The sequence below is a fragment of the Halobacteria archaeon AArc-dxtr1 genome (assembly GCA_025517425.1).
GTDB lineage: Archaea > Halobacteriota > Halobacteria > Halobacteriales > Natrialbaceae > Halostagnicola.
Window position 1 is genome coordinate 727,571 of record JAOPJY010000001.1, and the last position, 12,219, is coordinate 739,789.

At 63.7% G+C, this 12,219-nt stretch carries 12 protein-coding genes; 7 read left to right on the forward strand and 5 right to left on the reverse strand.

Annotated features, from left to right (window positions below):
- The first annotated feature begins 155 nt into the window (after nt 1-155).
- Nucleotides 156-1,409 (forward strand): serine hydroxymethyltransferase, encoded by a 1,254-nt coding sequence (locus OB905_03760; protein MCU4925104.1) that lies wholly within the window; start codon nt 156-158, stop codon nt 1,407-1,409.
- A 64-nt stretch (nt 1,410-1,473) separates the two neighbouring features.
- Here OB905_03760 and OB905_03765 read toward each other — a convergent pair whose 3' ends face one another.
- Nucleotides 1,474-2,220, reverse strand: coding sequence for a CatB-related O-acetyltransferase (locus OB905_03765; protein MCU4925105.1), 747 nt, complete (start codon nt 2,218-2,220; stop codon nt 1,474-1,476).
- A 262-nt stretch (nt 2,221-2,482) separates the two neighbouring features.
- On the opposite strand from OB905_03765, the gene OB905_03770 reads away from it, so the two are divergent.
- Both OB905_03770 and OB905_03775 read left to right on the forward strand, forming a co-directional pair.
- Nucleotides 2,483-3,808: a beta-lactamase family protein gene (locus OB905_03770; protein ID MCU4925106.1), complete on the forward strand. Its 1,326-nt coding sequence runs from the start codon at nt 2,483-2,485 to the stop codon at nt 3,806-3,808.
- Nucleotides 3,809-3,923: 115 nt separating this feature from the next.
- A complete protein-coding gene (locus OB905_03775) occupies nt 3,924-4,817 on the forward strand; it encodes a bifunctional methylenetetrahydrofolate dehydrogenase/methenyltetrahydrofolate cyclohydrolase (GenBank protein MCU4925107.1) in 894 nt (297 codons plus the stop codon).
- Nucleotides 4,818-4,839: 22 nt separating this feature from the next.
- Here the strand turns inward: OB905_03775 and OB905_03780 are convergent, their stop codons facing one another.
- Both OB905_03780 and OB905_03785 read right to left on the reverse strand, forming a co-directional pair.
- Nucleotides 4,840-5,550 carry a TFIIB-type zinc ribbon-containing protein gene (locus OB905_03780; GenBank protein MCU4925108.1) on the reverse strand — a complete coding sequence of 237 codons (711 nt, stop codon included), beginning with the start codon at nt 5,548-5,550 and terminating at the stop codon, nt 4,840-4,842.
- Nucleotides 5,551-5,592: 42 nt separating this feature from the next.
- Nucleotides 5,593-6,600 (reverse strand): flippase-like domain-containing protein, encoded by a 1,008-nt coding sequence (locus OB905_03785; GenBank protein ID MCU4925109.1) that lies wholly within the window; start codon nt 6,598-6,600, stop codon nt 5,593-5,595.
- Nucleotides 6,601-6,732: 132 nt separating this feature from the next.
- On the opposite strand from OB905_03785, the gene OB905_03790 reads away from it, so the two are divergent.
- The 4 genes from OB905_03790 (at nt 6,733) to OB905_03805 (ending at nt 10,050) form a co-directional block, all read left to right on the forward strand.
- Nucleotides 6,733-7,404, forward strand: a complete 672-nt coding sequence (locus OB905_03790; GenBank protein MCU4925110.1) for a hypothetical protein — start codon at nt 6,733-6,735, stop codon at nt 7,402-7,404.
- 522 nt (nt 7,405-7,926) lie between these two features.
- Nucleotides 7,927-8,205, forward strand: a complete 279-nt coding sequence (locus tag OB905_03795; protein ID MCU4925111.1) for a PadR family transcriptional regulator — start codon at nt 7,927-7,929, stop codon at nt 8,203-8,205.
- 137 nt (nt 8,206-8,342) lie between these two features.
- Nucleotides 8,343-9,638 carry an MgtC/SapB family protein gene (locus OB905_03800; protein ID MCU4925112.1) on the forward strand — a complete coding sequence of 432 codons (1,296 nt, stop codon included), beginning with the start codon at nt 8,343-8,345 and terminating at the stop codon, nt 9,636-9,638.
- 100 nt (nt 9,639-9,738) lie between these two features.
- A complete protein-coding gene (locus OB905_03805; protein ID MCU4925113.1) occupies nt 9,739-10,050 on the forward strand; it encodes a hypothetical protein in 312 nt (103 codons plus the stop codon).
- On the opposite strand, the gene purD is transcribed toward OB905_03805, so the two are convergent.
- Both purD and OB905_03815 read right to left on the reverse strand, forming a co-directional pair.
- Nucleotides 10,023-11,315: a phosphoribosylamine--glycine ligase gene (purD, locus tag OB905_03810; GenBank protein MCU4925114.1), complete on the reverse strand. Its 1,293-nt coding sequence runs from the start codon at nt 11,313-11,315 to the stop codon at nt 10,023-10,025. The two genes, OB905_03805 and purD, sit on opposite strands and share 28 nt — an antisense overlap.
- 109 nt (nt 11,316-11,424) lie before the next feature.
- A complete protein-coding gene (locus tag OB905_03815; GenBank protein ID MCU4925115.1) occupies nt 11,425-12,138 on the reverse strand; it encodes a hypothetical protein in 714 nt (237 codons plus the stop codon).
- Nucleotides 12,139-12,219: the final 81 nt, after the last annotated feature.

Consider the following 12,219-nt stretch of genomic DNA (forward strand, 5'->3'; position numbering starts at 1 on the left):
CTCTACCTAATTAACTGTATCGGATGGTGATTAGTATTAGTTTCAAAGGAAGGCCGCGGCAAAAACCGCCACCGACGGGCCGGAGAGTGCCACGAGACCGTCCTCGCTCGGCGAAGAGAGGTACACTTATGAACGATCCAGCCACCAGCCCACACATGGAACACGACCACGTCCGGGCCGTCGACCCTGCGGTAGCCGACGCCCTCGAGGCCGAAGTCGACCGGCAGCGATCGTCACTCCAGATGATCGCCAGCGAGAACCACGTCAGCCGCGCCGTTCTAGACGCCCAGGGCAGTGCTCTAACGAACAAGTACGCCGAGGGGTACCCCGGCTCGCGCTACTACGGCGGCTGTCAGTACGCCGACGAGGTCGAACAGCTCGCGATCGACCGCGCGACGGAGCTGTTCGGCGCCGAGCACGTCAACGTCCAGCCCCACTCGGGCACGCAGGCCAACCAGGCCGTCTACTTCGCGATGCTCGAGCCCGGCGACAAGATCCTCTCGCTCGATCTAACCCACGGCGGCCACCTCTCTCACGGCCATCCCGCGAACTTCGTCGGTCAGCTCTACGACGTCGAGCAGTACGAGGTCGACCCCGACACCGGCTACGTCGACTACGATGGCCTCGCCGAGCAAGCCGCCGAGTTCGAGCCCGATATCATCGTCTCGGGCTACTCCGCGTACCCGCGAGACATCGACTGGGAACGCATCCAGGAGACCGCAGACGACGTCGACGCGCTCCACCTCGCCGACATCGCCCACATCACCGGGCTCGTCGCCGCTGGCGTCCACCCCTCGCCGGTCGGCATCGCCGACTTCGTCACGGGAAGCACACACAAGACCATTCGCGCCGGCCGTGGCGGCATCGTCATGTGCGACGAGGAGTACGCTGACGACGTCGACGCTGCCGTCTTCCCCGGTGGCCAGGGCGGCCCTCTCATGCACAACATCGCCGGCAAAGCCGTCGGCTTCGAGGAGGCGCTCCAGCCCGCGTTCGAGGAGTACGCAGAGCAGACCGTCGCCAACGCGAAGGCGCTGGGCGAACAGCTCACAGAGCACGGCTTCTCGCTCGTCTCCGGCGGCACCGACAACCACCTCGTGCTCGTCGATTTGCGCGAGAGTCACCCCGACACCTCCGGTGGCGACGCCGAGGAAGCGCTAGAGGACGCCGGCATCGTCCTGAACGGAAACACGGTCCCCGGCGAGACGCGCTCGGCCTTTGACCCCTCGGGCATCCGCGCTGGCACGCCCGCGCTGACGACCCGCGGCTTCGACGAGGACGACTGTCGCACGGTCGCCGACCTGATCGCCCGCGTCGTCGACGCCCCCGAGGACGAGGCCGTCATCGCGGACGTGCGCGAGGGAGTCGAGGCGCTGTGTGCCGCGAACCCGCTTTACGAAGACGCGTAGACAGCGCTGGAACTGGGAGTGGGGACTACCGCTCTCGGTGCCGGCAGCCAACCAGTTGAAACCACTAGTCGGTATTGGATCGAGCCGTGGACTGTATTCTCCCACGTTCGCCCTCGATCGATCGAAGCGCATCGACGACGTCATCCATGTCGTAGAGATCGGCTTCGAAGAACGCCGCGTTCTCTTGGATCGTCTGCTCGTCCCACTCCCACCACTCGAGTTCGAGGAGTGCCTCTCTGACTGCGCGTGGAAATCGCCACCCGATCCGTTCCGCGGGAACACCGGCAACGACCGCGTATGGTTCGACGTCGTCGGTGACAACGGCGCCGGCACCGACGATGGCCCCGTCACCGATCGTCACACCCGAGAGAACGATCGATTGCGTTCCGATCCAGACGTCGTTTCCGACGGTTATCGGCCCGTCCGCAGTCGGTGGAAGGTTGCTATCGAGAACGTCGTCGTACAGCCGAATCTGCATTGACGGCTTCCGGGTGTAGTGATTCGTTTGCTGAAACGTACTCTGCCGGGCGATCGCACAGTACTTGCCGATGTCGATCTCCCCGATGAGATCACAGTTTGGCTCCAGGTTTGTCCGTCTCCCCACGGAGATGTCACCACCGAGGACGCACCCTCGACTCAGCCTCACGTTCGGCCCCAGATCAATCTCACCACGGAGTAAACACCCAATGGAGATCGTCGCAGACGACGCGTTCACGGTGACCGGAAGCCGAGATCTATTGAGTAGGCCGTGTGTCCACGTCGGATAGGCGAGGACGGACAGGGATCGTTCCACGAGCGTCCGCAGGGCCATACGCGACACGGGACAACACGTTGTCACATATTCGTAACTGAGGTGGACCGAACACTCATACAATAGGACAGGTCTACGATGGTCAGTCAGCGTGCCGTCGATCGCGTGGTTCGAAGCGCTATGCCCCACTCGGAGTCAGACAGCGGTTACCCAAGCCCCCTCGGGTATTCAGGCCCAGGGCGCGTCTCACGCGGTTCGCGCACGCAAACGCACCGGAATACGCGTGCACTACCTTTCCTGTTACCAACTCCGTTCGTCGTCCATGGATACGAACGAACCGCGAATCAGCCGACGAACCGCACTGACAGCACTCGGGGTGGGAGGCGCCGCACTTGTCGGGCGGCCGGTGACCGGTGAGCGGAGTCGACGACCCGCCGCACGAGACGACGGAGAGACCATCGCAAGCGGGCACGACCGGATCGAGCGCCTCTTCGAATACCAGCTTGAACAGAGGTTACACCACGGCGCCCAGCTTGCGGTCTACGATGGGGATGAGCTCGTCGTCGACCTCGCCGGGGGAACCACCGGAACCGAAGACGGCGAGGGGCTGCCGACGGACGACGCCGAACCCGAGGGAATCGAGACCGAACCCGACTCGCGGTTCGTCCTCTTTTCGAACACGAAACCGCTCGCGGCGGCGTGTGTCCACGTGCTCGTCGACGAGGGAGATCTCGAGTTCGACGATCCGATCGTCGACCACTGGCCCGAGTTTGCCGACGACGGCAGCGAGAAAGCCGAGGTGACGGTTCGCCACGTCCTCACCCACCAGTCAGACATTCCCGAAACCCCCGTCGACCAGGAGTACGACGACTGGACCGACCCCGACGCGCTGTCCGCGGGCGTCGAGGAGGCCGAGCTGCAGTTTTCGCCCGGCGAAGACACCGCCTACCAGTTCTACAGCTTCGGCTGGATCATCGGAGAGCTGGTACGCCAGGTGACGGGCGACCGGATCGACGACTTTGCCCGCGAGAACGTCTTCGAGCCGCTGGACATGGACCGAACCCACATCGGGCGTCCGGATGAGGGTGGGGGAAGCGACAGCGAGGACGGCGGCGAGAACGACGCGTTCGAGGTCGCCACGCTCGTCGGCTTCGACCCCTACGATCGGATCGGGGAGCCGGGGCTAATGGCCGGCTACACTACCGAAGAGGCCGCCGAGACGTACAACCGCGAGGAGGTCCAGGCGGGAATCAATCCGGCCTGGACCGGCATCGGCCCTACCCGAGAACTCGCGCGGTTCTATGCCTGCTACCGAAACGGCGGCGAACTCGACGGCACCCGACTGGTGAGCGAGGAGATCGTCGAGGAGGCGATCGCCCTTCAGGTCGAGGAACCGCCTGGGGACGACGTTGGCACCGCCTCGCGATACGGCCTGGGCTTTCAGCGCGGCGGCGCGCTCCCGGACCGACGCGGCGTGCCCGCACCAGCCGGAACCTTCGGCCACGGCGGTCTCGGCAGCAGCATGACATGGGCCGAGCCGGAGACCGGACTCGCGTTCGCATACGTCACCAACGGCATCCGAGACGGCTACGAACACGACGTCCGGTCGGCGATACTCTCGGAGACGGTTCGATCGGAGCTCTCCTAACCGGTCCGATCGGGAACCGCGTTATCCCATATTCGTGCATACCTTTCGACTTCGAACAGGCGAAAGTGAGCACGAACCCGAGCGTTAATGGGTCTCGCGGTCGCCCTCTGACGTAATGACCGAGATTATCGACGGTAACGCTGTCGCTGCAGACATTCGCGACGGACTGACTGATGCTATCGAGACGCTCGCCGACGCCGGCTCCCGCCCCGGACTGGCGACCGTGCTGATGGGCGACGATCCTGCCAGTCAGACGTACGTGAACATGAAACAGCGCGACTGTGAGGAGGTTGGCATCGAGAGCCACCACGTCGACGTTCCAGGCGACGCCTCGCCGGGCGTATTGTACGACGCCATCTCCGAGTTGAACGAGGATCCGGAGGTTCACGGCTACATCGTTCAGGCCCCCGTTCCGGACCACGTCGACTACCGCGAAGTGATCCGCAGGGTCGACCCGCGCAAGGACGTCGACGGCTTCCACCCCGAGAACGTCGGTCGGCTCGTGGCCGGCGACGCTCGATTCCGGCCCTGTACGCCCCACGGCGTCCAGAAGCTGCTCGAGGCGGCAGGCGTCGAGACCGAGGGCGCAGACGTGACGATCGTGGGCCGCTCTGATATCGTCGGCAAGCCGTTGGCGAACCTCCTCGTGCAGAAGGCCGAGGACGGCAACGCGACGGTGACGGTCTGTCACTCCCGGACCGACAATCTCGCCGCGAAGACTCGCAGCGCCGACGTCGTCGTCGCCGCTGTGGGTGTCCCCGAGCTGATCGACGGCTCGATGATCGACGAGGGCGCCGTCGTGATCGACGTCGGCGTCAACCGCGTCGATGCAGACACCGAGAAAGGGTACGAACTCGTCGGCGACGTCGAGTTCGAGAGCGCTAAAGAGCAGGCGAGCGCGATCACGCCCGTTCCCGGCGGGGTCGGCCCGATGACGCGAGCGATGTTGCTCTACAACACGGTTAAAGCCGCCAGCGAGCAGACCGGCGTCGAGGTCGACCTCCCGTAGCGACGCCGTTTTTCCGTTCTCCTCAGGCGAGTTCGTCGAGACGGTCTTGGGCGCGTGCGAGTGCAGCCTCCTCGCCGCGCAGTGCGTCAGCGACCTCGCGAGCGGCGCGTAGAAGCGTCTCTGCCGTCTCCGGTGACACGTCACCGTCTAACATTCGGATGCGTTTGGCGTGCTCGCCGAGCGCGTCGAACGCACCACGTTCGGCCTCGGTTAGTTCGGATCCCTCGAGCCAGGTGCGAACGTCACGCCGATACTCCCGGACAGCCTCGGCGGCAGCCAGCCCGCGGGCTGCGCGCAGTGTCTCTGGAACCTCCGTAGCAGGCGGACGGTCGCCTGCGTCGGCGTCGGCGAGTACGGAGATGAAATACAGTTCCTCGGATTCCTCGAGCTGCCGCGCCCGCGCCAGCGTGTCGGCGACGTGGAGCAACTCTGCGGCGGCGAGGTAGGTATCGTCGAGGGACTGGAGCTCTCCGCCGCTGATGAATCCACGCTGGCGAACGTACTCTCGGGTGCGGTCACGAGCGCGCTCTGCGAGTGTTGTCGTCGAGCTGTCGTCGACGGCGTTTCGAACCGGGCTCAGGTCGAATGTCACGGGTGCATCGGTATGCTCGGCACGCTCGTCCGTACCGACGCTGCGCAGGCTGCCACAGGCCGGGCAATCGATGCTGCCCGTCTCGTAGTACGACCACTGAGTCCCACACTCGCGACACGTTCGCTCGCCCCGAATCTTCATGGGCGGTGGTTCGGTCGGGAGCGCTAAATTCCCACCGATCAATTACGCACGCGCGAAAGACCCTGCAGTGAAGGCCCCACCAACGCAGATCGTGAGCCAGTACGTACAGGCGCGGTAGATCAGTGCGACGGTCAACGCAGTAGCAGGCGTAAGGCCACCGAGTGCAACCAGCGAGGCCGTAACGATGGCCTCGACGCCACCGGTCCCGCCGGGGGCGGGGACGACCGATCCCAGTTTCCCGAGTGCCACGGCCAGGGCCACGACGGCGATGGGAAGCTCGTGGCCGAGGGCAACTGCGCCGACGTACACCGGCGCCATTAGAAACGCCATCCCGAGGTGAGCATATATCGTCGCGTGGACGAGGGTCCGCCGATCCGCAGTGATCGTGTCGACCGTCTCGTAGAAGCCGTCGAGTCGAGAGCGGACGGCTGTGGGGGCGAGCGCGCGGTCTACCCGTGTCGTGAACCGGCCAACTGTGCTTCGAAGGATCGAGGTTGTCGGAAGTACCAGCCGATAGACGACTGATTCGCGTCGGACGACGACGTAGACGAGCGCCGCAACGAGGACGAACAACCCGCCGAACGCAGTCAGCTGCGCCCGCATATCGTTTCCGAGGACGTCGTCGGTCGTCATGAACACGAGCGCCAGAAAGCCGAACGTGTAGTAGGGAACGTAGTTGAGCAGGTCTGCGGAGACGACGCCCGCGAACCCGTCCTCGACTGCCATCTCGGATCGGCTGGCGACGAGGTAGGCGACGACAGGTTCAGTGGCGACCTGCCCGTACGGAGTTACGTACTTCAAAAACATCGCGGTCAGAAAGACCGATCCCACGCTCGCGCGGGTCAGCGTCGGGTCGACCAGCCGGAGAAACCGGCTCCAGACGAGCCCTCGGAACGTCAGAGCGAGCAGTCCCGAGAGAACGCCGACCGTGAGAGTCGGCCAGTTAGCGTGGGAGAGTTCGGCGACAACGTCGCGTCCGCCGACGAATCCTAGCAAGACGACGAGCAAGAGCGCGGCGAACCCGAACCCAAGCGCAACTCGCCGTTTCATACAATTGATCGTTGTCGTGAGGCGACAATTAGTTTATGACTCGCCCCCGTGGGCCTCTGCAAGTGGGTGGCGCATCAAGACACGGCAGTTGCAGGCCGCATCGCAACGGACGGGAACATACTATCCGACTGTATGTCCCGACCACGACTTAACCGACGGACATTCGTCGCCGCTGCAGGTTCCGCAAGTGCACTGCTGCTGGCCGGTTGTGCAGACGAAGGGCCAGGTGATGATGTGGAGGATGATCCGGAAGATCCGGATGACCCGGAAGATCCCGAAGAAGAGGACCCTGAAGAAGAGGATCCCGAAGAAGAGGATCCCGAAGAAGAGGATCCCGAAGAAGAGGATGAGGACGAAGACGAAAACGGCGAGAACATGCTCACAGTCACCGTCGAAGATGAAGACGGTGATGGCGTCGAAGGTGCGACCGTCACCGTCGAAAGCGATGATGAGGACGACGATGACGACGATGACGACGATGACGATGAGGAGATGGACGACGACGAGGAGATGGATGATGACGAGGAGAACGACGATACTGACGACGATGACGACGAAGAGGACGATGATGAGGAGATGGAAGAAGAGACCGACGAAGATGGGGTTGCCGAGTTCGACAGCCTCGAAGATGGTCAGTACACCGTTCGCGCGGAGCACGAGGGTGACGAAGCAGAGGACGAGGTCGAAATCGACGGAGACGACGAGGAACTAACGCTCACGCTCGGTGAGGACGACGAAGATGACGACGACGACGACGACGACAACGACGACGACGACGACGACAACGACGACGACGACACCTAATCGAGTCGTCTACACTCGGTCGGTCGAGTTTCGCGTTTCGTACGGGCGCTTTTGAAGCCGTCATCGTGCGCCCTCCTCGATCTATAGCCCAACCAGTGGCAAGTCGACGTGTGGGACAGTCAAAGTGACCACCCATACGCGGCCGGTAGATTTAAGATCACCCAGCGATTTTTTTCGCGTGACGCTTCGCTTGGAGGGCCGAAGCGTCAGCGGGGACCAATTCAGGGCGGCAAGCGGCCGCGTGGCATTTTTCGCCACGCGGCTTGCTTTCCTGTTATTCGTACCACGAGAGAGCCACAGCTACGTGTTCTCGAGACCGATCTACTCACTCACGAGCACGGAAATCAATCTTATCAGACATGATTCGATCATTATAGTCCCACGTATCGGCTACTACCCAATCGTGTTATAGATTGCAGCAGTTGCCGTAGGAGTTATCTCACCAGCGATTAGCGGACGCTCTCGAAGGGAACCCGATATACTTATTAAAAACCGACAGTAACATACATTCGGTACTTCCCAATGTACGACTTGACAGGATTCCAGCGTGACCTGCTCTACGTTATCGCTGGCGAGGAGGAGCCCCACGGACTGGCAATCAAAGACGAACTCGAACAGTACTACGAGAAGGAGATCCACCACGGGCGGCTGTATCCAAACCTCGATACGCTCGTCGACAAGGGACTCGTCGAGAAGGGGCGTCGAGACCGACGAACGAACTTCTATACGCTCACTCGCCGCGGTCGACGGGAGCTCGAAGCTCGCCGTGACTGGGAGACACAGTACGTCGACATCGAGTGACCGATCGACGGCTATCGCAGACGGCACTCGAATATAGCTGACCCTGATCGTGCAGCGACCATTTCTGGCCGAGACAACGCTCTCACTGTGACTGGTTCGCCGCGTCGTTTATATCCGGTTGTGGGAAACTACAGGGCGTGAACGAGCTCCCGTTGCAGGTTGGCGCGCAAGCCCTGGACGAGACGGTCGTCCGCATCGGTCTGGCCGGCGCGCTGGGGATGTTTCTGGGACTCGAGCGCGAGTGGTCACACAAGTCAGCAGGCATTCGCACGTTCTCACTGATCAGCCTGCTTGCCGCCGTCTTTACCATCCTCGCGTTCGAGACGGCAGTCGGTGAGGGTCTGCTCGTTCTGGGCGGTGTGTTGGTCATCGTACAGGGAGTCTTGCTCGCAGTCCGAGGACTCCTCGACGAGGACGGTGAGGGTGGGCTCTCGTTGACGACGTCGGTCTCGATGCTCGTCGCTTACGGCGTCGGCGCGCTCGTCGCCGCTGGCTTCGTCATCGAAGGCGTGACCGTCGCCGTCCTCTCGTCGCTGCTGCTCGTTCTCAAGCGCGAACTCCACGAGTTCGCCTGGGGACTCTCGCGCGAGGAGATGCGCTCGACGACTGAGTTCGCAATCTTGGCGTTCGTCGTCTACCCGCTGTTACCCCCGGAGTACACGCTGGAAATCGGCGAGTTGACGATCCCGCTCGAGCCCCAAGTGATCTGGCTCATGGTCGTCGCCGTCGCGGGGATCGGGATCGTCAACTACGCGATCGTCTCGACGTACGGCAGCCGAGGAATCGCCGTCACCGGCTTTTTCGGCGGTCTCGCCGCGTCGACCGCCGTCGTCGGAACGATGCTCGATCACGTCCGCCAACGCCCCGACGCCGCCTCCTACGCCGTCGCAGCGATCATCCTCGCGGACGCCGCGATGGCGGCGCGAAACTTAGCGATCGCGATCGCGTTCACCGCTGGCGGCGGCGTCTCGTTGCTCACCGAGGCGATCGTTCCACTCGGCGCAGTGATCGTCGTTGCGTTCGTCATCGCGGGCGCTACCGCCGACTGGCGGGAGGCGGCGCCGATGGAACTCGAAAGCCCCTTCTCGATGAAGAACGCGCTCGGGTTCGGCGCTGTCTTCCTCGCGGTGTTGGTTTTTGGCTCGCTCGCCGAGACCTGGTTCGGCACGCTCGGGTTCTATGTGACCGCGGTCGCGAGTGGCCTCGTCTCGAGCGCCGGCGCGACGACCTCCGCGGTCGTCCTCTACCGCGGCGGCCAGCTCGGGTCGACGGAGGCGACCATCGCCGTCCTGCTGGCGACCGTTTCGAGTATCGTCGTCAAGGCCCTGCTCGCCGCAGCCTCGACGAACCAGCGCTTCAAGAGCCGAGTCGCAATCTACAGCGGCGTGTTGCTGCTCAGTGGCGCAGTGGCGTCAGTTGTACTCGTCATCTGATGAGTCGGCGAACGGGCAGCTCTGTTTCGGTCGCGTAACCGTTCATTTCGGACAACGCAGGCGGCGGTTTCTTGATGGCGGCGCTGGTACCACCGTCGCTATGATCGTCACTGCCATCGCGAAGAAAGCGATGTCCGTCGGCTACCGACGCTACGGCGTTCCGGGCGCGGTCGCACTCGGCGTGCTCACCGTCGCTGGCTACGTGTTGCTTCGTCGGCTACTCGATACGACCGCGCAAGCAGAACACACCGAGCAACCCATCGACGTCGATACGCTGTGGAGCGCGTTCGATAGCGGCGGTGTTGGCGCCCTGACCAACCCCGATACGCTCAATGAAGCCATCGACATCGACGCGGTGGCGACCGCAATCGACGACGCGTTCGCTCAGTCCTCGCGCAGTTCGGCGACGTGATCGATTCGCTGCTGAACGAGGTCGTCGGTTCCGATGTCGTGACGGACGTGCAGTCCCTCCTCACCGGCGACTGCGAGGGCGTCTTCGGCGATCGTCTCGGCCTCGGCGATGGTGTCCGCGACGCCAACGAGCGCGAACGACCGTGAGGTCGTCGTGTAGATGCCGTCTTCGCGCGCGTCGACGCTTGCGTAGTACAGCAGCGCGTCACCCGCGCTCTCCTCGTCGACGTTGACTACCGCTCCCGCCTCGGGGTCGGTCGGGTAGCCGGCCGGAACCGCGTACTTACAGACGGTCGCCTGGGAGGCAAAGTCGAGCGCTGGAGGCGCGTCGCCGTCCCGTGCGGCGGTGAGCACGTCCAGGAAGTCCGTCTCGAGGACGGGCAGCGTGTTCATCGCCTCGGGGTCGCCAAAGCGGGCGTTGAACTCGATAACCTTGGGGCCCTCGCTGGTGAGCATAAACTGACCGTAGAGGATGCCTCGGTAGTCCTCCAAGGCGTCGACGGTCGCCTCGATGATCGAGACGGCCGCGTCGTAGTCCCTCTCGGTCATGAACGGGAGAGCGGTCGAAGCGTCGGTGTAGCTTCCCATGCCGCCCGTGTTTGGTCCCTCGTCGCCCTCGTAGGCACGTTTGTGGTCCTGGACCGCGGGGGCGGTCTCGAAGGCGCCGTTAGCGACGAACGCCTGGACGGTGAACTCCTCGCCGATCAGGCGCTCCTCCAAGACGATCCGGTCGTAGTCCGAGTCGCGGATGTACTGCTTGCCCTCCTCAGCGGTTACCTGATCGCCGATGACCTTCACGCCCTTCCCGCCCGTGAGTCCGGCGGGTTTGATCGCGAGGTCGCCGTCGTACTCGTCGATGAAGTCGCAGGCCGCCTCCGGGTCGTCGAAGGTCTCGAAGTCCGGACAGCCCGGGATGTCGTTTTCGGCCATGAACCGGCGCTGGAAGGCCTTGTCCGTCTCGATGCGAGCGTCGGCCTCCTTTGGGCCGAAGGCGTAGATTCCCGCGTCTTCGAGGGCGTCTGCGACGCCGGCCGCGAGGGGTGCCTCGGGGCCGACGACCGCGATCGTCGCGTCGACGTCCTCGGCGTACTCGACGACGGCCTCGGGGTCGGTCGTCTCGAGCGTCTCGAACCCGGCCGCGATTCGGTCGATGCCGGGGTTGCGGTTGCCGGCGCAGGCGTAGAGGTCGGCGTCGCTCTCTTCTAACGCGCGAGCGATGGCGTGTTCGCGGCCGCCACCGCCGATCAGGAGCACGGTCTCTGTCATGGTCGAAAACGGAGCGCACGAACCTGTAAACGTTGCTCTTTCCACGACCGAATCTGTTCACGTCGGTGCACACCCCCGACGGCTCGGCCTCGGGTTCGTCGCCGTCTAACTACTGATTGTCCGGTGCTGTGGACGATTTGTCGTCGGCCGTTCCTACGGATTCGCCTGCCCTTTCCGCAGATTCGTCTGCCGTCTCCGATGCGCTGCTCGCCGCCTCCGACGAGCCACCCGCGGTGTCCGCGAGCAGTCGGTCGGTCGCCGCCTCGAGAGAGTGTGCGTCCTCGACGTCGTCGGTCGTCCACCGGTAGAGTTGGCCGCGGCGCTCCAGGTGGTCGAACAGCTTCGCGAGCATTCCGTCGAAGCGGTCGTGCTCGCGCTCGCGGTCCCGGCTCCCGTCTGCCGCGTAGTAGTCTCGCTTCAAGACGAGGAGGTCGTCGTTGTCGACCTCGCCCGCTTCGAGTTCGTGGCCGCCGTCGTTGTCCTCGAAAACGGCCACGACATGCGTCGCGCGCCGGAGGAAGACGCGGAACTTGACGTACCAGTTTTCCCAGGCCTCGTCTGCCGGGTCGATCTCCTCGAGAACGAACGCCTCCGTGTCGGGGCGAGACATCGAGAGTCGGTCTCGGGTTTCGATCACGCGGTCTTTCCGCCCGTCCGTCTCGTCGTAGCTCCCGATCACGAAGTACAGTACCTCGGCCCGCCCGAGTCGCTCGCAGTCGCGGGCGACGACGCGGCTAATTTCCGTGAACTGCGCGGGCGTGAGCCCGGCGTCGCGGACGTCCTGCATGTCGGAGAGAAGCTCGGCTGCGAACGGGGATGCCATCGCACGGAAGCACTCAGCGCCCCCTCAAAAATGGTCCCCTCGCAGACCGAATCCGTTCCGACCACAGCTGATTCAGCATCA

Bases quoted from the DNA above. Each gene is read 5' to 3' on its own strand.
- OB905_03760 (MCU4925104.1), top strand. From the start codon at position 156: ATGGAACACGACCACGTCCGGGCCGTCGACCCTGCGGTAGCCGACGCC.
- OB905_03765 (MCU4925105.1), bottom strand. From the start codon at position 2,220: ATGGCCCTGCGGACGCTCGTGGAACGATCCCTGTCCGTCCTCGCCTAT.
- OB905_03770 (MCU4925106.1), top strand. From the start codon at position 2,483: ATGGATACGAACGAACCGCGAATCAGCCGACGAACCGCACTGACAGCA.
- OB905_03775 (MCU4925107.1), top strand. From the start codon at position 3,924: ATGACCGAGATTATCGACGGTAACGCTGTCGCTGCAGACATTCGCGAC.
- OB905_03780 (MCU4925108.1), bottom strand. From the start codon at position 5,550: ATGAAGATTCGGGGCGAGCGAACGTGTCGCGAGTGTGGGACTCAGTGG.
- OB905_03785 (MCU4925109.1), bottom strand. From the start codon at position 6,600: ATGAAACGGCGAGTTGCGCTTGGGTTCGGGTTCGCCGCGCTCTTGCTC.
- OB905_03790 (MCU4925110.1), top strand. From the start codon at position 6,733: ATGTCCCGACCACGACTTAACCGACGGACATTCGTCGCCGCTGCAGGT.
- OB905_03795 (MCU4925111.1), top strand. From the start codon at position 7,927: ATGTACGACTTGACAGGATTCCAGCGTGACCTGCTCTACGTTATCGCT.
- OB905_03805 (MCU4925113.1), top strand. From the start codon at position 9,739: ATGATCGTCACTGCCATCGCGAAGAAAGCGATGTCCGTCGGCTACCGA.
- purD (MCU4925114.1), bottom strand. From the start codon at position 11,315: ATGACAGAGACCGTGCTCCTGATCGGCGGTGGCGGCCGCGAACACGCC.
- OB905_03815 (MCU4925115.1), bottom strand. From the start codon at position 12,138: ATGGCATCCCCGTTCGCAGCCGAGCTTCTCTCCGACATGCAGGACGTC.